The sequence below is a fragment of the Pseudarthrobacter sp. R1 genome (assembly GCF_024494415.1).
Lineage (GTDB): Bacteria > Actinomycetota > Actinomycetes > Actinomycetales > Micrococcaceae > Arthrobacter.
On sequence record NZ_JAMKFI010000004.1, the window covers coordinates 97,747 to 118,818 of the forward strand.

The 21,072-nt window shown below is 65.3% G+C and carries 20 protein-coding genes; 12 read left to right on the forward strand and 8 right to left on the reverse strand.

Going from position 1 to position 21,072, the window contains the following annotated elements; translation table 11 throughout:
* Positions 1–23 precede the first annotated feature (23 nt).
* Entirely contained in the window at positions 24–842 is an 819-nt protein-coding gene (locus M8J71_RS03545) for a methyltransferase domain-containing protein (protein ID WP_256246625.1), read from the reverse strand.
* A gap of 20 nt (positions 843–862) precedes the next feature.
* The gene (locus M8J71_RS03550; protein WP_256246626.1) at positions 863–1,369 is read right to left on the reverse strand and encodes a MarR family winged helix-turn-helix transcriptional regulator; all 507 of its coding nucleotides are present in this window, start codon (positions 1,367–1,369) and stop codon (positions 863–865) included.
* Between the two features lie 207 nt (positions 1,370–1,576).
* Between M8J71_RS03550 and M8J71_RS03555 the strand changes: the two genes are divergently transcribed.
* From M8J71_RS03555 to M8J71_RS03610, 12 genes are all read left to right on the forward strand, one after another.
* Positions 1,577–3,769: an MMPL family transporter gene (locus tag M8J71_RS03555; protein ID WP_256246627.1), complete on the forward strand. Its 2,193-nt coding sequence runs from the start codon at positions 1,577–1,579 to the stop codon at positions 3,767–3,769.
* 48 nt (positions 3,770–3,817) lie between these two features.
* Positions 3,818–4,114 carry a hypothetical protein gene (locus M8J71_RS03560; protein ID WP_256246628.1) on the forward strand — a complete coding sequence of 99 codons (297 nt, stop codon included), beginning with the start codon at positions 3,818–3,820 and terminating at the stop codon, positions 4,112–4,114.
* Between the two features lie 242 nt (positions 4,115–4,356).
* The gene (dnaK, locus tag M8J71_RS03565; protein WP_256246629.1) at positions 4,357–6,237 is read left to right on the forward strand and encodes a molecular chaperone DnaK; all 1,881 of its coding nucleotides are present in this window, start codon (positions 4,357–4,359) and stop codon (positions 6,235–6,237) included.
* Between the two features lie 2 nt (positions 6,238–6,239).
* The gene (locus M8J71_RS03570) at positions 6,240–6,929 is read left to right on the forward strand and encodes a nucleotide exchange factor GrpE (protein WP_256246630.1); all 690 of its coding nucleotides are present in this window, start codon (positions 6,240–6,242) and stop codon (positions 6,927–6,929) included.
* A gap of 314 nt (positions 6,930–7,243) precedes the next feature.
* Positions 7,244–8,215, forward strand: coding sequence for a DnaJ C-terminal domain-containing protein (locus tag M8J71_RS03575; protein WP_256246631.1), 972 nt, complete (start codon positions 7,244–7,246; stop codon positions 8,213–8,215).
* A 13-nt stretch (positions 8,216–8,228) separates the two neighbouring features.
* Complete coding sequence (locus M8J71_RS03580) at positions 8,229–8,654, forward strand: heat shock protein transcriptional repressor HspR (protein WP_163167621.1); 426 nt, start codon at positions 8,229–8,231, stop codon at positions 8,652–8,654.
* A gap of 321 nt (positions 8,655–8,975) precedes the next feature.
* Complete coding sequence (gene urtA, locus M8J71_RS03585; RefSeq protein ID WP_256246632.1) at positions 8,976–10,241, forward strand: urea ABC transporter substrate-binding protein; 1,266 nt, start codon at positions 8,976–8,978, stop codon at positions 10,239–10,241.
* A gap of 34 nt (positions 10,242–10,275) precedes the next feature.
* On the forward strand, positions 10,276–11,160 hold the full coding sequence (urtB, locus tag M8J71_RS03590) for an urea ABC transporter permease subunit UrtB (RefSeq protein ID WP_256246633.1): 885 nt from the start codon (positions 10,276–10,278) through the stop codon (positions 11,158–11,160).
* Positions 11,157–12,317, forward strand: a complete 1,161-nt coding sequence (urtC, locus tag M8J71_RS03595; RefSeq protein ID WP_256246634.1) for an urea ABC transporter permease subunit UrtC — start codon at positions 11,157–11,159, stop codon at positions 12,315–12,317. The genes urtB and urtC overlap by 4 nt, the downstream gene beginning before the upstream one ends.
* Positions 12,314–13,123: an urea ABC transporter ATP-binding protein UrtD gene (gene urtD / locus M8J71_RS03600; RefSeq protein WP_256246635.1), complete on the forward strand. Its 810-nt coding sequence runs from the start codon at positions 12,314–12,316 to the stop codon at positions 13,121–13,123. Before urtC ends, urtD begins: the two co-directional genes overlap by 4 nt.
* Entirely contained in the window at positions 13,116–13,808 is a 693-nt protein-coding gene (gene urtE, locus M8J71_RS03605; protein ID WP_256246636.1) for an urea ABC transporter ATP-binding subunit UrtE, read from the forward strand. The genes urtD and urtE overlap by 8 nt, the downstream gene beginning before the upstream one ends.
* Positions 13,809–14,004: 196 nt before the next feature.
* Positions 14,005–14,391, forward strand: a complete 387-nt coding sequence (locus M8J71_RS03610; protein WP_256246757.1) for a hypothetical protein — start codon at positions 14,005–14,007, stop codon at positions 14,389–14,391.
* Between the two features lie 24 nt (positions 14,392–14,415).
* Here M8J71_RS03610 and M8J71_RS03615 read toward each other — a convergent pair whose 3' ends face one another.
* From M8J71_RS03615 to M8J71_RS03640, 6 genes are all read right to left on the reverse strand, one after another.
* Positions 14,416–15,231 (reverse strand): HpcH/HpaI aldolase family protein, encoded by an 816-nt coding sequence (locus tag M8J71_RS03615; RefSeq protein ID WP_256246637.1) that lies wholly within the window; start codon positions 15,229–15,231, stop codon positions 14,416–14,418.
* Positions 15,216–16,001, reverse strand: a complete 786-nt coding sequence (gene hpaH, locus M8J71_RS03620; RefSeq protein WP_256246638.1) for a 2-oxo-hept-4-ene-1,7-dioate hydratase — start codon at positions 15,999–16,001, stop codon at positions 15,216–15,218. Before hpaH ends, M8J71_RS03615 begins: the two co-directional genes overlap by 16 nt.
* 2 nt (positions 16,002–16,003) lie before the next feature.
* Positions 16,004–17,083 (reverse strand): 3,4-dihydroxyphenylacetate 2,3-dioxygenase, encoded by a 1,080-nt coding sequence (gene hpaD, locus M8J71_RS03625; RefSeq protein WP_256246639.1) that lies wholly within the window; start codon positions 17,081–17,083, stop codon positions 16,004–16,006.
* Positions 17,084–17,198: 115 nt separating this feature from the next.
* Positions 17,199–18,710: a 5-carboxymethyl-2-hydroxymuconate semialdehyde dehydrogenase gene (gene hpaE, locus M8J71_RS03630; protein ID WP_256246640.1), complete on the reverse strand. Its 1,512-nt coding sequence runs from the start codon at positions 18,708–18,710 to the stop codon at positions 17,199–17,201.
* A 14-nt stretch (positions 18,711–18,724) separates the two neighbouring features.
* Positions 18,725–19,387: a GntR family transcriptional regulator gene (locus M8J71_RS03635; protein WP_256246641.1), complete on the reverse strand. Its 663-nt coding sequence runs from the start codon at positions 19,385–19,387 to the stop codon at positions 18,725–18,727.
* Entirely contained in the window at positions 19,380–20,867 is a 1,488-nt protein-coding gene (locus M8J71_RS03640) for a fumarylacetoacetate hydrolase family protein (protein WP_256246642.1), read from the reverse strand. The genes M8J71_RS03635 and M8J71_RS03640 overlap by 8 nt, the downstream gene beginning before the upstream one ends.
* Positions 20,868–21,072: the final 205 nt, after the last annotated feature.

The window sequence follows — 21,072 nt, forward strand, 5'->3', positions numbered from 1 at the left end:
CCGTGAGGGATCGTTCCCAGTCCCTAGGCCCGGGCGATGACCTCGCCGTTGGGAATCAGGAACCAGCCGTCGTCCGTGGATCCCCAACGGTGCCAACCGGCAGAAATCCTGGCCAGGTCGGCAGGGTTGGCGAAACCGTACTCCAGTGCCTGCTCTGCGAAAGCGGAGTGCAGTACTCGTTCGCCCCAGACGCGCGCTTGCCAGCGGCGCTGCTGCCCGGTGGCGTAAAGCCAGTTGCTGCTGGTGGGCGCGACGTCGGTGAAGCCGGCCGACTGCGCCCAGCTCACCAGCCGCCGCCCGGCGTCGGGCTCCGCGCCGTTCCTGCGGGCGATCCGCTGGTACAGCTCCATCCACTCGTCCAGCTCAGGAATGGCGGGGTACCAGCTCATGCCGTAGAAGTCGGCGTCGCGAACGGCAACGATGCCGCCCGGCTTTGCCACCCGTCGCATTTCCCGCAGCGCCTCCACGGGGTCGGTGAGGTGTTGAAGCACCTGGTGGGCGTGCACGACGTCGAATGTTTCGTCGTCGAAGTCGAGGTCGTAGATGTTGCCCGCTACGAACTCCACGTTGGAAACCTCCCGCTCGACGGCGAGGGCTTTGGCCTGGGCGATGATGTCCGGTGAGCGGTCCAGGCCGGTAACTTTTCCGGGGTTGACCAGGACGGCGAAATCGCAGGTGATGCTGCCCGGGCCGCAGCCGACGTCGAGCACTTCAGCGCCGGGTGCGAGGTGCGGCAGGACAAATGCGGCGGAGTTCTCGGCCGTCCTGGCGGCATGGGCGCGGACCACCGACTCGTGGTGGCCGTGCGTGTAAACGTCGTCTTCGGGCTGTTGGGCACTCATAACCAAACGCTACCCCCAACCTACTTGGGCGTGCTGGACGATTCTTCCCGCGCGGCCACCGTGGCCTCCACCATGGCCGTCATAAAACGGGTCACTGTTTCGAGTTCCTCCGCGCTGAAATTCGCCATGGCGCTGCCCATCCGGCGCGAGAGGGGAGCGAAGATGGCGCCGCCGTCCTGGAAGGCCTTGGGCGTCATGCGAAGGTGAACCTGCCGGCGGTCGGAGCTGTCCCGCTCGCGCACTACGTGTCCGGAGTTGTCCAGCCTGTCGATCAGGGCCGTGGTGGCAGGGGAACTCAGGTTCAACTCCTTGCGCAGGAGGCCCGGCGTGACAGTGCCGCCATTTGCGGTGTGGCGCATGATGACCGCCAGCGCGTTCAGGTCCGTCCGGTGCATGTCCTTGCGCCCGCCGGCCGCGTCCACATAGCGGTTGGCCTCGAGGGTGAATTCCTGCAGGAGCCGCACCAGCGGGGGCGGTCCGCCGGCCGCCGGCGGGCCGGGGGCAGCGGACGTCTCGTCGCTTGCCATGTCCGCCTCCAAGAATATGTGCTCATACGGGCCCCGCCTCGGGCGCCGGCTGTGCGGCTTAACCGTACTGACGGATATTACTTCAGCTGAGTCTTTCCCCTCTTCCCGGTCTAGAGAGGAGAAAAAGCTAGGGAACCACTTATCTCCATAATGGAGATACTCTAGTATGGAACCAATCCTACTCCCGATAGCTGCCCGGAAGGCATCATGAACTCCCATTCCCAACCCAAGGAACGCGTTCCGTTCTGGCTGCGCTGGCTCCTCCCCGTAATCCTCGTGTTGACCTGGCTGGCGCTCGCCGGGATCGGCGGACCCACCTTTGGCCGGCTCGAGGAGGTGTCCTCCAATGACCAGGCATCCTTCCTGCCGGCCAGCGCCGAGGCAACGGCCGCGCAGGACTGGCAGTCGAAATTTCGGGACTCTGACGAGGTTCCCGGCGTTATCGTCCTGGAAAGCGACGAAAGCCTCACGCCGGCCCAACTGGGCGAGGCCGCGTCCCTGCGGGCGGAGCTTGAAGGCCTGGAACTGGGCAGTACGGTGATTGGTCCAATTCCGTCAGAGGACGGCAAAGCGGTCCAGTACATCGCCCCCATCGACTCGTCGGTCGAAATCAAGGAGGCTGTCCAGGAGTTGCGGGACACCGTTGCCGAGGCAGCACCCGAGGGCATGCGGACCTATGTCACCGGTCCTGCCGGCCTGGCGGCAGATCTCACAGCGGCCTTCGCAGGCATCGACGGCATCCTCCTGCTGGTGGCGCTGGCCGCGGTTTTTGTGATCCTGCTGATTGTCTACCGCTCGCTGTTGCTGCCGATCATGGTGCTCCTGACCTCGGTCTTCGCCTTGTGCGCGGCCATCCTGCTGGTGTTCGGCATGGCGAAGGCCGGCTGGATCCAGCTCAACGGCCAAAGCCAAGGCATCCTGTCCATCCTCGTCATCGGCGCCGCCACGGACTACGCCCTGCTATATGTGGCAAGGTTCCGGGAAGCCCTGACCCACACCACCAACCGCACCGCCGCCGTGCTGACCGCCTGGAAGGCCTCCTTCGAGCCCATCCTCGCGTCCGGCGCCACCGTGATCATCGCGCTGCTGTGCCTGCTCTTCTCGGACTTGAACTCCAACAAGGCGCTGGGTCCCGTGGCAGCTGCCGGCATCCTCTGCTCGCTGTTCGCAGCCCTGACCCTGCTGCCTGCCCTGATGGCACTCCTGGGCAGCGCGGCGTTCTGGCCCTTCCGCCCGAAACTCGCCCCCGCGGACGAGCGCCAGCCGGAGCTCGTCACCGGACTGGAAGGCCAAAAGGGGCTGTGGCGTGCCACGGGCTCGCTGGTTTCGCGGCGCCCCCGCATCGTCTGGGTTGCCTCGGTCCTGCTTCTGCTGGCCGGTTCCGCCGGTGTCCTTCAGCTCAAGGCCAACGGGGTACCGCAGACTGACGTCATCCTTACGGCGTCCAACGCAGTGGACGGCCAGGACGCCCTGGCGCGCCATTTCGACGCCGGCAGCGGCAGCCCCGCCGTCGTGGTAGTGGACCAGGGCAAGGCGGGGGAGGTGCTGGACACTGTGAAAGCGGCCGACGGCGTCGGTGAGGCCTACCTGTTGGCGCAGGGTTCCGTGCCCATCACCGGAGCCCCCGGCGCTCCCAGCGCTCCCGACGTCCGCGACGGCAAAGTGCTGATCAATGCCACGCTGAACTCCGCCGCGGATTCGCTCGAAGCGGAGGAGGCCGTGAAGGCCCTGCGTGCGGAGGTCAAGGCTGTGGACCCCGACGCCCTGGTGGGAGGGGTAACCGCCACAGCGCTGGATACCAACACCACTGCCCAGCGTGACCTCGTGATCATCATCCCGGTTGTCCTGGTGGTCATCCTCTTCATCCTGATGCTGCTGCTCCGGAGTGTGGTTGCACCGGTCCTCCTGGTGCTCTCGGTGGTCCTCTCCTACGCGGCCGCCATGGGTGTCTCGGCCTTTGTGTTCAACAACATCCTGGGCTTCCCCGGTGCGGACGCCACAGTTCCCCTGTTCGGCTTTGTGTTCCTGGTAGCGCTCGGGGTGGACTACAACATCTTCCTCATGAGCCGCGTCAGGGAGGAATCGCTCAAGCACGGCACCCGGCCCGGCATCCTTCGCGGGCTCGGCGTCACCGGCGGTGTGATTACCTCCGCCGGAGTGGTGCTGGCAGCCACGTTCGCCGCCCTGGGCGTCATCCCCATCATGTTCCTCGTGCAGCTGGCGTTCATCGTCGCCTTCGGGGTGCTGCTGGATACCGTCCTGGTGCGCTCGCTGCTGGTGCCCGCCCTGGCGTACGACATCGGTCCGCGGATCTGGTGGCCGGGCAAGCTGGGCCGGCAGGAGCTTGAGCAGCGTCCGGGCCCGGCTGATGCCCTGTTGGAGGAAACGCCCGCTGGATAGACTGCACATGCGCCCGCATGGACGCGGAACTCAAAGGAGAGGTGCACCATGACTGAGAACCAGGAATCCGCAGCGGAGCAGCCCCGCAGGGGAAACAGTGCCCCCGGACTCGAAGGCGAAGGCGGCCAGTATGTGGATGGCGACTACGGTGACGCCGGCACTGTAGGGGACCCTGCCGGGAACCTTGAGGACGGCGAATACCCGGACGGGGATTACGGGGATGCCGGTACCGCTGGAACCGGGCACGAAACTGACGCCATCCGGGAGGGGCTTACCGACGGGCAGGTCAACACCACGGCTGAAGAGCGCGGGCCCCTGCACGGCGACCGGGACAGCGACAGGTAGCACCGCAAGGCAAGCAGCCCGGCGGCGCGGTTCACCAGCAGCGAAACGGCGGGCCGCCGTCGTGCGCTGCCCAAGCCCGGCATCGTAAGGAACTCCAAGCCAACTCTCCACTGCCCGAAAACAAAGTTGAGCGTAGTGCGCTCAACTTGGATTGACATCGCTGGCGCCCTGAGTAAAGTTGAGTGCAGAACGCTCAATCATCAGGGCGCCAGTAAGTTTCCAAGGAAAGAAGGAAGCAACACATGTCACGTGCAGTAGGTATCGACCTCGGAACCACCAACTCCGTCGTCTCCGTTCTCGAAGGTGGCGAGCCCACCGTTATTGCCAACGCCGAGGGTGGCCGCACCACGCCGTCGGTCGTTGCATTCTCCAAGTCCGGCGAGGTCCTGGTGGGCGAGATCGCCAAGCGCCAGGCCGTCAACAACATCGACCGCACCATCGCCTCGGTCAAGCGCCACATGGGTACAGGCTGGACCGTCGGCATTGACGAGAAGAAGTACACCCCGCAGGAAATCTCCGCGCGTATCCTCATGAAGCTGAAGAACGACGCCGAGTCCTACCTGGGTGAAAAGGTCACCGACGCTGTGATCACCGTCCCGGCGTACTTCAACGACGCCGAGCGCCAGGCCACCAAGGAAGCCGGCGAAATCGCCGGCCTGAACGTCCTCCGCATCGTCAACGAGCCCACCGCGGCCGCACTGGCCTACGGCCTGGACAAGGGCAAGGAAGACGAACTCATCCTGGTCTTCGACCTCGGCGGCGGCACCTTCGACGTCTCCCTGCTGGAAGTCGGCAAGGACGAAGACAACTTCTCCACCATCCAGGTGCGCGCCACGGCCGGTGACAACCGCCTGGGCGGCGACGACTGGGACCAGCGGGTTGTTGACTACCTGCTGAACCAGCTCAAGGTCAAGGGCATCGACCTGTCCAAGGACAAGATCGCCCTCCAGCGCCTCCGCGAAGCAGCCGAGCAGGCCAAGAAGGAACTGTCCTCCTCCACCAGCACCAACGTCTCCCTCCAGTACCTGTCCGTCACCCCCGACGGTCCGGTCCACCTGGACGAGCAGCTGACCCGCGCCAAGTTCCAGGACCTCACCAAGGACCTGCTGGAGCGCACCAAGAAGCCGTTCCACGATGTGATCAAGGAAGCCGGCATCAAGCTCTCCGACATCAACCACATCGTCCTGGTCGGTGGCTCCACCCGTATGCCCGCAGTCTCCGAGCTGGTCAAGGAACTCGCCGGCGGCAAGGAGCCGAACAAGGGCGTGAACCCGGATGAGGTTGTGGCCGTTGGCGCAGCCCTGCAGGCCGGCGTGCTGAAGGGTGAGCGCAAGGACGTCCTCCTGATCGACGTCACCCCGTTGTCCCTCGGTATCGAAACCAAGGGTGGCGTGATGACGCACCTGATCGAGCGCAACACCGCAATCCCCACCAAGCGGTCCGAGACCTTCACCACCGCGGACGACAACCAGCCGTCCGTGGCCATCCAGGTCTTCCAGGGCGAACGCGAGTTCACCCGCGACAACAAGCCGCTGGGCACGTTCGAGCTGACCGGCATCGCACCGGCTCCGCGCGGCGTTCCGCAGGTCGAGGTCACCTTCGACATCGACGCCAACGGCATCGTCCACGTTTCCGCGAAGGACAAGGGCACCGGCAAGGAACAGTCCATGACCATCACGGGCGGTTCCAGCCTCTCCAAGGAAGACATCGACCGCATGGTCAAGGATGCCGAAGAGCACGCAGCCGAGGACAAGGCCCGCCGTGAGGCAACCGACACGCGCAACACCGCAGAGCAGCTCGCCTACTCCGTGGACAAGCTCATCGCCGACAACGCCGACAAGCTGCCCGAAGAGGTCAAGACCGAGGTCCAGGCCGACGTCGACGACCTCAAGAAGGCCCTCGAAGGTACGGACGACGCCGCGGTGAAGGCCGCCTTCGAGAAGCTGCAGGCTTCCCAGGGCAAGCTGGGCGAGGCCATCTACGCCCAGGCCGGTTCCCCCAACGGCGCGACCGGTGCGGCAGGTGCTGAAGGCGCCGCTGGCGGGGAGAATACGGGTTCTGCCTCGGGCGATGAAGACATCGTCGACGCCGAGATCATCGACGAAGACGAAGCGAAGAAGTAGCCATGCCGCACCACGGTAACGAGGAAGAGCACATCTCATCCGCGCGCCAGGAGCAGCAGGGCAACGGCCACCAGGAACCGGTCATCCGGGACAACCGCAAGGTTGACCCGGTGACCGGGCAGGCCCGGCACCCTGAGGGCGCCGAGTCAGCCCCAGGCGACGGTCCCGACGTGGACTCCGACGGCGACGCGCTCGCCCAGGCCGAGGAGATCCTCAACGGCATCGAAGTGCCGGCCGAGGAATCCGTGGCCCAGGGGGTTCCGGCAGGCTCCACCACCACGGAGGCGGCCGAGCTGAAGAACGACCTCCTCCGGCTGCAGGCTGAGTACGTCAACTACCGCAAGCGCGTCGAACGCGACCGCGCCGTGGCAGGGGAGATGGCCGTTATCGGCGTCCTGAACTCCCTGCTTCCGGTCCTGGACGACGTCGACGCCGCCCGGCAGCACGGCGACCTCGCCGACGGCCCCTTCGCTGCGATTGCCACCAAGCTCGAGAACGCGCTGAAGACCTACGGCCTGGCACGCATCGATGAGACCGGCGTGGAGTTCGATCCCACGATCCACGAGGCCCTCATCCAGCAGCCCGGCGAGGACATCGAAGTTGACACCGTCAGCCAGGTTCTCCGCTCCGGCTACAAGTCAGGCGACCGCGTCCTCCGGGCCGCACAGGTCATCGTCGCTGTACCTGCGTAGTTCGCACCTCCACGCCTCCACGAATGAGGGGGCCCCGCCCCTACGCGTGGCGGCTTTGGTCCTACGGACAAAGCCGCCACGCTCCGGCAGGCCCGAAGCCACTCCCGGGCCCCCTCATCCGCTCCGGCGTTCGGCGTTCGTGTCACCTAAGGTGAGATGACACAAGCTCGGAGCGCTGCATGGGCCCAGGGAGTGGCATCGGGCCTATCGGAGCCGGGCGGCGTGGGATCGCAGATCCCAGGCCGCCCGGCGTAGGGGCGGGGGCCCATGCAGCGCGTAGAGCTTTAGTAAATACAGACTGAAAGGAAACGCCATTGGCTAGCCAGGATTGGGTGGACAAGGACTTTTACGCGATCCTTGGTATCGCCAAGGACGCTTCCGACGCCGACATCAAGAAGGCTTATCGGAAGCTGGCCAGGCAGCACCACCCTGATACGAACTCGGGGAACTCTGCTTCCGAGAAGAAGTTCAAGGACATCTCCGAGGCTTACTCTGTTCTTTCCGATCCCGAAGAGCGCCAGCAGTATGACGCCATCCGGGCCATGGGCGGCGGAGCCCGATTTGCTCCCGGCGGTGCCGGTGCAGGCAACGGCGGGTTCGAGGATATGTTCGGCGGGCTGTTCACGGGCAACACCGGACGCCACGCCGGCGGGTTCAACCCCTCCGCCGGCGGTATCCCGCCGGAGTTCGCCGACCTGTTCGGCAGCGGTTTTGGGCAGACGGGTTTCCAGCGGACACCGCAGAAGGGCGCTGACCGGACTGCCTCCACGAGTATTTCCTTCGCGGGTTCGATCCGCGGCACCACCATCGGACTGCGGGAACCCAGCGGCGAGGTTATCGACGTCCGCGTGCCCGCCGGCATCAAGGACGGCCAGAAAGTCCGCATCCGCGGCAAGGGCCAGCCCGGTGCCGCCGGCAACGGTGACCTGGTGGTGTCCGTTTCGGTCCAGCCGCACCCGTTCTACACGCGCGACGGCGACAACCTGCGTATCCATGTTCCCGTCACCTTCCCCGAGGCTGCCCTGGGCGCCGACATCGAAGTGCCCACCATCGAGGGCGAAAAGGTGCGGGTCCGCGTTCCTGCCGGTACGCCGTCGGGCCGTACCCTCCGGGTGAAGGGCAAAGGCGTGAAGACGTCCAAGGGGACCGGCGACCTGCTGGTGACCATCGACGTCGCCGTTCCCAAGAACCTGAACAAGGAAGCCGAAGCCGCGGTCAAGGCGTTTGCCGATGCCACGGCCGGAGCTGACGTCCGAGAAGGCCTGGCCGCCAAGGCCCGGCTTTAGCAGCGGGTGAGCCATGGACATCAACTCAGACCAGCCGATCTTTGTGATCTCGGTGGCGGCTGAACTGGCGGACATGCACCCCCAGACTCTTCGGCAATACGATCGGATGGGCATCGTCTCGCCCAGCCGCGCGCCCGGCAAGTCCCGCCGCTACTCGCAGCGTGACATCAACATGCTGCGCGAGGTGCAGCGGCTGTCGCAGGAAGGCGTCTCGCTCGAAGGCATCAAGCGGATCCTGGAACTCGAAAACCAGGTGGCTGCCTTGCAGCACCGTGTAGCGGAGCTGGCTGACGAACTGAGCCGGCGCCCGCAGCCTTTCGATTCCCGGATCTTTGCGGCGGGTGCAGCGGGCGACGTAGTGAGCCTGGCACGCGGCCAGCGCCCCCGTCCCCGCTCGCAGGCTGTGGTGCTCTGGCGGCCCCGCGCTATCGGACAGTAGCTCCCGCCGCCTGGTAAAGCCGCAGGTCAGGCGCGACTAACGACGGCCCGCTGGTTTATGTCCGGCCGGCGGGCCAACGTTACGCCGCCGCACGTTTCCCCCAAGTTAACTTTCCTTCCCCCGCTTTTCCCGCGTTCGTCAGCATTTTAGACAGACAACCAGGCATCTGGCGGCTCCGGGGAGCCGGGACGAAACGACAACGAAACCAACTGCCGCAGCTGCCGAAACAATCCGCTCCTACATTCATCGCAAGGGGTCACTTCCCAGGACCTCGGAGGCGAGCCGCTGCCCACGCAGCGGCGGAGTGAGAAGCAGGTACACATGAGGGTTTCGGTTAATAAACGCGCTTTCCTTCCCCTGGCGGCGGCAGCCATGGCCGCGGTCCTGGCGGGCTGCGGCAGCCAGATCGCAGATCCGGCATCGGCTGGCTCCACCGCCAGCAGCGGCACCTCCTGCGTGGACACGTCCGGCAGCAGCATCAAAGTAGGCTTCATTAACTCCCTGTCCGGCACCATGGCCATCAGCGAGAGCACGGTCTTCGACTCCCTGACCCTGGCCGCAGAGGAAATAAATGCTTCCGGCGGCGTGCTGGGCAAACAGTTGCAGGTGGTCAGCGAAGACGGCGCCAGCGAACCGACGAAGTTTGCCGAGCGGGCCGGAAAGCTGATCCAACAGGATTGCACTGCCGCAGTATTCGGCGGCTGGACGTCGTCAAGCCGCAAAGCCATGCTCCCCGTGTTCGAAGCCAATGACGCGCTGCTGTTCTACCCGGTGCAATATGAAGGCCTGGAGTCCTCGAAGAACATCTTCTACACCGGTGCCACTACCAACCAGCAGATCATTCCTGCCTTGGATTACCTGGCCGAGCAGGGAACCAAGTCCCTCTTCCTGGTTGGCAGCGATTACGTCTTCCCGAGGACGGCCAACAAGATCATCCAGGCCTACGCCGCCGCCAAGGGCATTGAAATCCTTGGCGAGGAGTACACCCCGCTCGGCTCCACGGAATTCTCCACCATCGTCAACAAAGTCCGGGACTCCAAAGCCGACGCGGTCTTCAACACCCTCAACGGCGACAGCAATGTGGCCTTTTTCCGCCAGTACAAGAGCGTTGGCCTGACAGCTGACACCATGCCCGTGGTTTCAGTTTCCATCGCCGAGGAGGAAGTTCCCGGCGTCGGCCTGGACAATGTGGAAGGGCAGTTGACCGCCTGGGATTACTACCAGACCCTCGACACCCCGGCCAACACGAAGTTCGTTGCCGCCTTCAAAGCGAAGTTCGGCGCTGAGCGCGTGACGAGCGACCCCATGGAAGCCGCCTACACCTCGCTGTACCTCTGGAAAGCCATGGTGGAGAAGGCCGGGTCCTTTGACGTGGACAAGGTGCAAACTGCCGCGGATGGCGTGACCTTCGAAGCCCCCGAAGGCCTGGTGACGGTCAATGGGGAAAACAACCACATCACCAAGACTCCCCGGATCGGGAAGATCAACTCGGAGGGGCTCATCGACACGGTCTGGTCCTCGCCGGAGGCAGTTGAACCGGATCCGTTCCTGAAGACGTACGACTGGGCCAAGGACCTGGCCAAGTAACCGGGCGCCGGACACATCAAGAAAGGCCTGCTGGATGGAACTCCTGATAGGGCAAATGTTCGCCGGACTCAGCCTCGGGTCCGTGCTGCTCCTGGCAGCACTGGGACTGTCGTTGACCTTCGGCCAGATGGGGGTCATCAACATGGCCCACGGCGAGTTCATGATGGCCGGGGCCTACACAGCCTTCGTGGTCCAGCAGGCCATCTCCGATGCCGGCGTTTCACTGCTGGTTTCCATTCCAGCGGGTTTCCTGGTGGGTGGTGTCCTGGGGCTGGTGCTCGAGGCGGTGCTGTTGCGCCGCATGTACCACCGGCCCCTGGACACGCTCCTGGTCACCTTTGGCGTGGCGCTCATTTTGCAGCAGGCCGCGCGGGACATTTTCGGTGCACCAAGCGTGGACGTGCGCGCACCAGCCTGGCTGCAGGGAAACATCGAGGTACTGGGCGCACCGATCCCGTTGACCCGGTTGTTTATCCTGGCGCTCTCGCTGCTGTGCCTGGCCGGACTGGTCCTGCTGCTCAGGGCCACCCCGCTGGGCCGCCGCATCCGGGCCGTTGTGCTGAACAGGGATCTCGCAGAAACCAGCGGCGTCTCAACCCGGCGCAGCGACCAGTTGACGTTCTTCATCGGTTCCGGCCTGGCCGGAGTAGCCGGTGTGGCCGTCACCCTCATAGGTTCCACCAGCCCCTACCTCGGGACCAACTACATTGTGGATGCCTTCCTGGTGGTAGTGGCTGGTGGCATTGGCCAGATCAAGGGAGCTGTCATCGCGGCGTTCGCACTGGGCGTGCTGCAGTCTGTCTTTGAATACTCGACCACAGCAAGTATCGGCAAGGTCCTCATCCTGATAGTGATCGTGGTGTTCCTCCAGCTTCGGCCGCAGGGCATCTTCAGCCTCAAGACAAGGAGCCTGGCATGAGGGGGCTGTTGCGCGGACGGTTGGGTACTGCGGCCGGATTCGCCCTCGGGGCAGTCCTGCTGCTGGGAGTTGCGCCCGCGGTGCTTCCGGTCTTCAGCCTGGGCCTGCTGGGGAAGTTCCTCTGCTTCGCGATCGTGGCAGTCGGCATCGGCCTGGCCTGGGGACGCGGCGGCATGCTGACCCTGGGCCAGGGAGTGTTTTTCGGGCTTGGCGCCTACATCATGGCGATGCATATGAAGCTGGCGGACGCGTCGCTTTTCGGCGGCTCCGGGGTGCCGGACTTTATGTCGCTTTACGGCAGCGGCGAGGTGCCCGGCTGGTGGGAACCGTTTCGGAGCCCCCCCGTGACGCTGCTGGCGGTGGTGCTGATACCGGGGCTGGTGGCGCTTGTCCTTGGCCTGGCGGTCTTCAAACGCCGTGTCAAGGGCGCGTATTTCGCAATTCTTAGCCAGGCGCTGGCGGCTGCGTTCGCAGTGTTCCTGATCGGCCAGCAGGCCACCACCGGTGGTTCAAACGGACTCAGCGGGTTCCGGTCATTTTTCGGTTTCGACCTGAAGGACCCGAACAACAAGGTGATGCTGTACCTGATCGCGGCGGTGGTCCTCCTGCTGTCCATAGCCCTTGCCCGGCAGCTGATGCACAGCCGGTTTGGGGAGCTGCTGGTTGCGGTCCGGGACCAGGAGGAACGGGTCCGCTTCCTGGGCTACGATCCGGCCACCATCAAAACTGTCACCTACGTGGTTGCCGCTGTCCTGGCAGGCATTGCAGGTGCATTGTTCGTCCCGCTCGTCGGAATTATCTCACCGGCGGATGTGGGCGTAATCCCTTCCATCGCCTTCCTCATCGGCGTTGCAATCGGCGGCCGTGCCACCCTCCTGGGGCCGGTCCTCGGCGCTGTGGGCGTTGCCGCCGCCCAATCCGCCCTGTCCTCCACTTTCCCCTCCTTCTGGGTGTACTTCCAGGGCCTGTTGTTTGTCCTGGTCATCGGGTTCATGCCGGGCGGGCTGGCCTCCTTGCCGGCGCTGTTGGGCAGGCGGCGCAGACTCCGAACAACAGCATCAGCGCCGGCAGTGCCGGCAACCCCCGCGCCAGCATCCCTGGCCGCATCGCCGGAACCAGAACAGCACGCCACCATGCCTGAGGAGGCCCGCAGATGACCACGCCCACCCTGCTCCCCGACGGTGAGCCGCGGGCCGGAGGGCTGCGCCACGGCCGGCCGAAATACCTTGAAGTCCGGGACCTGTCGGTCTCCTTTGACGGATTCCTCGCCGTGGACAACGTCAACCTGGATGTGGTCCAGGGCGACCTGCGGTTCCTGATCGGCCCCAACGGCGCCGGCAAGACCACCGTGATCGATGCGATCACCGGCCTGGTACCAGCCACGGGATCGGTGAACCACACCGGCACGGAAATCCTCGGACGCAAAGTGCATCAGGTCGCCCGGCTGGGCGTGGGGCGTACGTTCCAGACTGCCAGCGTCTTCGAGAATCTCTCCGTCCTCCAAAACCTCGACATCGCTGCCGGTGCCGGCCGCGGCCCGCTTCGAATGCTGCGGCGCCGCAAGGCCGTGGACACGGCGGTGGAAGAGGCGCTGGAGATCATTGGACTGGAGGGCGCGGCCGGGAAAAAGGCGGGGATCCTTGCCCACGGACAAAAGCAATGGCTGGAGATCGGCATGCTCCTGGTCCAGAACTCGGAAGTCCTCCTTTTGGACGAGCCAATCGCCGGGATGAGCCAGGACGAGCGCGCGGAAACCGGGGAGCTGCTGCGCCGGATCGCAGCCAGCCGCATCACCCTGGTGATTGAACACGACATGGACTTCGTCCGTGAGTTCGCAACGTCGGTCACTGTCCTGGCTGCGGGCAAGGTCCTCAGTGAGGGAAGCGTGGCGCAGGTGCAGGCGGACAAGAAAGTACAGGACGTCTACCTGGGGTCCTCGGAAGCGGAGGCCACCGATGCTTGAAATTGAAAAACTGCAGACCGGCTACGGCCGCACACAGGTAATCTCCGGGGTAAGCCTGACCGTCCCGGACGGCGCCGTTGTCTCTGTCCTGGGGCACAACGGCGCCGGCAAAACAACGCTGCTGCGCGCCGTCGTCGGGCTTCTCAAACCCACCGCGGGACGCATCAGCCTGGACGGGGAGGACATCGCCGCACTCCGCCCGCACCGGCGGGTGGACCGTGGAATGGCGTATGTGCCGCAGGGCCAGCAGTCGTTCGCGCAGCTCTCCGTCCTGGAAAACCTGCAGCTGGTGGCGGACGGGCGCAGGAACGGCGCCGGGCGCGTGGCGGAGGCGCTGGATATGTTTCCGGCGCTCCGGCCATTATTGGCGCGGCGGGCCGGGCTGCTCTCCGGCGGGCAGCGGCAGCAGCTGGCCATCGCGCGGGCACTCATCACGGACCCGCGCCTGCTGATCCTCGACGAACCCACCGAAGGCATCCAGCCAAACGTCGTGGCCGAGATAGAAGCGACCATCATCAAGCTTTCCCAGCGGAACGGAATGAGCATCCTCCTGGTGGAGCAGCACATTGGCTTTGCCCTGCAGGCCGCGGACAGCTACTACGTCCTCTCCGCCGGAAGGGTCTCGTCCTCAGGGGCCGGCGGTGCCGGATCCGCGGCTGACGTTCGCAAGGCAATGCTCATCTGAGAACCGGAACCACCACGTATCCGGAAAATATGAGTACCCACTACTCGTGACGGTACAGCCCCCGGAAACTTGAATGGAACCACTGCTGGATCAGCAGCAGTGGTTCCAAGTTTCTGGGGGTTTTGATGTTTGGTACTCATGGGCCGACGCCCGCCTTCTGCCGTCCACGCCACGGGAACCACCGGTGAGCCCGGGAATGGAAGCGGTCGCCTCCTTCAGCGGCTCGCTTCCCGGCCAGATCCTGTTGGCACTGGGACAAACCGTCGTGGTGGTGTGCGTCTGCTTCGACATGGTGCGCGCGCTGTCCGTACCGCGGTCGCACCGGCGATTTGTGGCGAGCACCGTCTTCCGGACCCTTGCCGTCCCGTCCATCATCGCCAACGGCCTGACAGTCCTGATCGCCTTGGTGCTGGCGTCCTGGATCGACGTGGTGATGGGCATGTTCGTGCTCATGGCCATCATCTTCCGCCTGCACCACGACAAGGACGAGGACAACTGGTGGAAGGGCAAGGGCAAGAAGCTGGCCCGCTGGGCACGCCGACAGTTCGCCGGACGGACCGCCGCCGCCTCAGCCATGGGGTAGGCCGGTTGCGGCTCCCAACCACGGTCAGTAGCTGGCGGGGGTGTCGCCGTCTGGTTTCTGGATGTACTGCTTCGCGAGGGCTTCGGAGCCCCGGGCGAGGAGGGCGACGTCGGCGCCCACGAGGATGAAGTTGGCACCATTGTCCAGGTAGTGGCGGGCGGTGTCGGGGTTGAAGGCGTTGACGCCGGCGGGCTTGCCGCCCGCTTTCGCGACGGTGAGGCAGTGTTCGACGGCGGCGCGCACCTCGGGGTGTTCCTGCTGTCCCAGCAGGCCCATGGACGCGGCGAGGTCCGAAGGCCCGACGAAGATGGCGTCGACGCCGTCGACCTTCAGGATGTCCTCGACTGCCTCGACGGCCGCCGTCGATTCGATCTGGACTGTAACGCTGATGGTGTCATCGGCCCGGGCCAGGTAGTCCGGCACCCGGTTCCACCGGGCTGCGCGGGCCAGCGCCGAGCCGACGCCGCGGACACCCTGGGGCGGGTAGCGGGTAGCCGCAACCGCGGCCTCTGCCTCGGCCACGGAGTTGACCATGGGGATGAGCAGGTTCTGCACACCGAGGTCGAGGTACTGCTTGATCACTACGGTGTCGTTCACCGGCGGGCGGACCAGGGTGTGGACCGGGTAGCCGTGGATGGCCTGGAGCTGGGCGAGGATGGATTCGAGACCGTTGGGGCTGTGCTCGGCATCCACCAGCAGCCAGTCCAGGCCGGACCCGGCGCAGAGTTCGGCTATCAGCGAGCTGCCCGAGCACACCCACATCCCGGCGAGCGGCCGGCCTGCTTTACCCTTTTGATTGTGGAGCGCGTCGCGGAAGGTGTCGTTTATTCGAAGCGGCATGTGACACTCCCCAGGGGTCCGTAGTCGGCGTGAACAGTATCGCCCTTGTACACCCACAGGGGGCGGGTGAACGAGCCCGCGAGGATGATGTCCCCGGCTTTCAGGGAATCGCCGTGGGCGGCGATCTTGTTCGCCAGCCAGTGCACCCCGTTGGCCGGGTGGTCCAGCACGCCGGCCGCGACGCCGGTTTCCTCCACGGTCTGGTTTTTGTACAGAATCGCGGAGACCCAGCGCAGGTCCACGGCGTCGGGTTTCACCGGGCGGCCGCCGATCACCATGGCACCCATCGCGGCGTTGTCGGAGATGGTGTCCACGATGGTCCTGCCCTCCATCTCGATGCGGGAGTCCAGGATCTCGAGGGCCGGAACCACATACTCGGTGGCCTTCAGGACGTCGAAGATGGTGACGCCGGGACCCTTGAGCCCGTCCTTCAACACGTACGCGAGTTCCACCTCCACGCGCGGGTGGGTGTACTGGTCCCACTCCACGGAGCATCCCGTTTCGAGCACCATGTCATCGAAGATGGCGCCGTAGTCCGGTTCGGTGATGCCGGTGGCGTCCTGCATGGCCTTGGACGTGAGGCCGATCTTGCGCCCCACCAGGGTCCGGCCGGCTTCCTCGTTCCGGCGCCGCCACAACTGCTGCACCGCATAGGAGTCCTCCACCGTCATCCCGGGGTAACGGGCCGTCAAGCGGGGAACCGGGGTGCGGGTGCGGCCTGCTTCCAGCAGCTCGTCGGCGATGGCCTCAATTGTCTTGGCATCCAGCATGGCTACAGCTGCGCCCCGAGCTTGAAGCCCTCAGCCCCGGCTGCTTCGCTGGGCCGGGTGTAGGAGAATCCGTCGGCGCCGACGGTGACGGCCATTTCGGACTTTTCCTCGCGTTCGATGACGGGTTGGGGGTTGCCGTCCAGGTCCAGGACCAGGGAGGCTTCGGTGTACCAGGACGGAACCACGGGGTTGCCCCACCAGTCGCGGCGCTGGTTGTCGTGGACGTCCCAGGTGATGGTGGGGTTGTCGGGATCGCCGGTGTAGTAGTCCTGGGTGTAGATCTCGATGCGGTGGCCGTCCGGGTCCAGGATATAGAGGTAGAAGGCGTTGGACACGCCGTGCCGGCCGGGGCCGCGTTCGATCCGGTCGCTGATGCGCAGGGCGCCCATCTTGTCGCAGATCTGGATGATGTTGTGCTTTTCGTGGGTGGCGAACGCGACGTGGTGCATGCGCGGGCCGTCTCCGCCGGTCAGGGCGGTGTCGTGGACGGTCTGCTTGCGGTGCATCCACGCGGCGTAGGTGACGCCGTCGGAATCCTTGATGTCTTCGGAGACGCGGAAGCCGAGGTCTTCAAGGTAGGCACGGCCGCGGGGCACGTCAGGGGTGACCTGGTTGAAGTGGTCCAGCCGGACCAGTTCGCCGGCGGAGTAGAGGTCGTAGCGCTGGGTGAGGCGTTCGACGTGCTCCACGTCGTAGAAGAACTCGTACGGGAAGCCCAGCGGGTCCTCGACCCGGACGGAATCGCCCACGCCCTTGGTGAAGCCGTCCTTGCGCCGCTCCACCCGGCAGCCCAGCTCGCGGTAGTAGGCCTCGGCGGCGTCCACTTCGGCGGGGGACTTCACCCGGTAGGCGAAGGCCGCGACGGCGGCGATGGGGCCCTTGCGGAGCACCAGGTTGTGGTGGATGAACTCCTCCAGGGTGCGCAGGTAGATTGCGTTCTCATCTTCCTCGGTGACGTGCAGTCCGAGGACGTCCACGTAGAACTCGCGCGATTTGGCGAGGTCGGTGACCACGATGTCCATGTAGGCGCAGCGGACGATGTCCGGTGCCGGAACTGAGGGGGTGGGGACGAAGTTGCTCATGTTCTTCTCTCTTCGTTGAAAGGTGTTGGGGGAAGTACGACGGCGGCTGGCCGGGCTGGGTGCCGGAGCTTAGCCTTCGTTGGCGGCTGATGTTTCGATGCTGCCGAACTGTGTCTTATGCACCGAACTTCGGGGTGTGGACGGTACCAAGGGTGATGTGGACGGCCTGCTGGTCGGTGTAGAAGTCGATGGAGCGGTAGCCGCCCTCGTGGCCCAGGCCGGATGCTTTGACACCGCCGAACGGGGTGCGCAGGTCACGGACGTTGTGGCTGTTCAGCCACACCATCCCGGCTTCGACGTTTTGGGAGAAGTTGTGCGCCCGGGTCAGGTTCTGGGTCCAGATGTAGGCGGCCAGGCCGTACCGGGTGTTGTTGGCCAAGGCGAGGGCTTCGTCGTCGTCTTCGAACGGGGTGATGGCGACGACAGGTCCGAAGATCTCCTCCTGGAAGATCCGGGCGTCGGGGGCGACGTCGGCGAAGACGGTGGGTGCGATGTAGTTGCCTTCGGGCAGGTGGTCGGGGCGGCCGCCGCCGGCCAGCAGCCGGCCTTCGGACTTGCCGATCTCCACGTAGGTGGCAACCTTTTCGTAGTGCTCCGGGTGGACCAGGGCGCCCACCTGGGTCTTGGGGTCGTGCGGGTCGCCCACCACGATGTTCCTTGCGCGGGCCGCGTACTTTTCGCAGAACTCTTCGTAGATGGCGCGTTCGACCAGGATGCGGGAGCCGGCGGTGCAGCGTTCGCCGTTGAGGGAGAACACCCCGAACAGAGCCGAATCGATCGCGGCGTCAAGGTCGGCGTCGGCGAACACCACGCAGGGGGACTTGCCGCCGAGCTCCATGGACAGGCCCTTGAGATTCTCAGCCGCATTGCGGAAGATCGTCTGGCCGGTGGTGGTCTCGCCGGTGAAGGAGATCAGCGGGACGTCCGGGTGCTTGACGAGGGCGTCGCCGGCTTCCTCGCCGAGGCCATTGACGAGGTTGAAGACACCGTCAGGCAGGCCCGCGTCCTTAAAGATGGTGGCCCACAATGACGCGGACAGCGGGGTGAACTCGGCGGGCTTGAGGACCACGGTGTTGCCGGTGGCCAGGGCCGGGGCGAGCTTCCAGGACTCCAGCATAAACGGGGTGTTCCAGGGGGTGATCAGGCCTGCGACGCCGATCGGCTTGCGGTTCACGTAATTGATCTGCGAGCCGGGGACCTTCATGGCGTCGTCGAACTGGGCCACGATCAGGTCCGCGAAGAAGCGGAAGTTCTCCGCCGCGCGCAAGGCCTGGCCCTTGGCCTGGGTGATCGGCAGGCCGGTGTCGAAGGTTTCCAGCTCGGCGAGCCGGGATTCCTGGGCCTCGACGGCGTCCGCGATCTTGTTCAGGATGCGGGCGCGTTCGCGGGGCTTCATCTTCGGCCACGGGCCGTTGACGAAGGCTTCGCGGGCGGCGGCCACGGCGAGGTCGATGTCCTCTTTCTGGCCTGCGGCCGCGGTGGCGTAGTTCCGGTTGGACACCGGGTCCAGCACATCGAACGTCTTTCCGCCAACGGAGTCAACGAACTGGCCGTTGATGTAGTGCTGGATGTGGGTGGGAAGGTCCTGCGGCACGTAGTGCTTGGCGGTTTCTGCAGAGGTCGTCATCGTTGAAGTCCTTACTAGTGCTTGGCTTGGGCGAGGTAGGCGTCGAGGGTGGCGGAACGGTGGAGCCTTGCCGCCTTTTCAATGGTTTCGGCGTCTGCGCCGGATTCGATCAGTTTCAGGAGTGCTTCGTGCTCGTCCACCGATTCGTGGGCGCGGCCGGGGACAAAGCGGAACGTGGAGGACCGGAGCGAGGCCAGCCGGTTCCAGCCGCGGTGCACCAGGTCCAGGATGTGGGGGTTGGGGCAGTGCTCGAACAGGACACTGTGGAAGTCCTGGTTGAGCCGGGTGAAGCGGACGGGGTCGAAGTGGTCAAGGCATTCGCGCATTTCCTCGTTGATGGCGCGGGCGCGGGCGACCGCCACCGCGTCGATAAGGGGGGCCGACAACGCCGTGGCGGCACCTTCCACGATGCTCAGGGTCTGCATGGTGTAGAGGTATTCGGTGGGATCAATCCCGGCCACCGTGGCACCCACGTTGCGTTCGAACTTCACCAGGCCCTCGGCCTCCAGGCGGCGGATCGCCTCCCGGACCGGAACCACACTGAAGCCGAGGTCCTTGGCAATGCTGCCCAGGACCAGGCGGTACCCGGGTGTGTAGGTGCCCTCCACGATACGCGCCTTAACCGCCTGGTACGCCTGCTCGGACTTGCTGCCGGCACTCAGCAATGTTTCAGCCATCTGCCTGGCCCGCTTTCCATTCCTCGTACCGGGCCTGCCACTCCGCGTTCATGGGGTAGAGGCCGTCCACGCTGTTGCCCTGCTTGACCATTGCGAAGATGAAGGTTTCTTCCTTTTCCTGGGCGATGCAGTCGTCCACAAGTTCTTCGGCGATGGCAGGCGGGATGACCAGGATGCCGTCGGAGTCGGCCACGATGATGTCGCCGGGCTGGACGGTGGCGCCGCCGCAGGCGATGGTGATGTCCGTGTCCCACGGGATGTGGCGCCGGCCCAGCACGGCGGGGTGCGGGTTGGCGAAGTAGGTGGGCATGTCCAGGCCTGCCACGGCGGTGTAGTCGCGGACGCCGCCATCGGTGATGATCGCCGCGGCACCGCGGACCTGGGCGCGCAGGGCGAGGATGTCGCCCACGGTGCCGGTACCCTTCTCGCCGCGGGCTTCCATGACCAAAATTTCGCCGTCGTTGACCGAGTCGATAGCCTGCTTTTGGGCGTTGAAGCCGCCGCCGTGGGTCTTGAAGAGGTCCTCGCGGTTGGGGACGTACCGCAGGGTCCGGGCCAGGCCGACGACGCGGCGGTCCGGGCGGGTGGACTGCAAACCGTCGATGCTGACGTTATTAAGGCCGCGCTTGCGCAGCTGGGAGGACAGCGTGGCTGTGGCCACGCTCTCCAGCTTTGCTTTCAGCTCGGGGGAGAGGGAAGACGCGACGGCGGCCCCCGCCTCAGCCTCGTCGACGGCCGGGAGGCCGGCGGCTTCGCGTGAACCCCATGCCTCCTCCCGCTGCAGGTCATCAACCTTGGGCGCGGCACCAAAGTCTGCGAACGGCGTCGTGCCTTCCTCCACCCGGGTGACCAAACGGCCCGAGGTGAGATCCCCGGCTGAGACCTCCACCTCCAGGACATCACCCGGTTTGGCCACGGAAGCGCCGGCGGGGGTGCCGGTGAGGATGATGTCCCCCTCCTCGAGGGTGAGCAGCTGGGACAGATCGGCCACCAGCCGGGCGAAGGGGAACAGCAGGTCCTCCGTGGTGTCGTCCTGGACCAGTTCGCCGTTGTGCCAGGCGCGAATCCGCAGGCCGGCGGGGTCGACGGCGTCTGCCGGGATCAGTGCCGGGCCCACCGGCGTGAACCCGTCACCGCCCTTTGACCGGAGATTGGACCCCTTATCCGCCCAGCGCAGGTCGTACACGCCCAGGTCATTGGTGGCGGTCACGCCGGCAACATGGCTCCATGCGTCGTCGATCCCGACCCGCCGGGCGGCCTTGCCGATGACGAGCGCGATCTCACCTTCGTAGCCAAGAAGTTCACAGCCCGCGGGGCGTTCCACAGTGCCGCCGCTCAGGGAGAGCGACGACGAGGGCTTCAGGAAGTAGGACGGCTGGACCGGGGTGCGGCCCCGCTGCGCGGCACGGCTGGGGTAGTTGATGTGCACCGCAATGACCTTGCGTGCGGCTGCCAGGGTGTCACCGTTGACCTGCTCCAAAGCATCTCCTTGGAAGTATGAAATCGTATACGATCACTATCGCCATCTCAGGGGATTCCGTCAACCCCCTGAGGGCCACGGTTTGCAGGTCCCTTGTCGTCCATGTCACAGGAGGCGTACAGTGTTGCTCCGAGGGCACTGTTTTCTCATATGGAAACTCAAGTTCTATTATCGAACAGCATCTTTCTGGCCCAGCCGTCACACA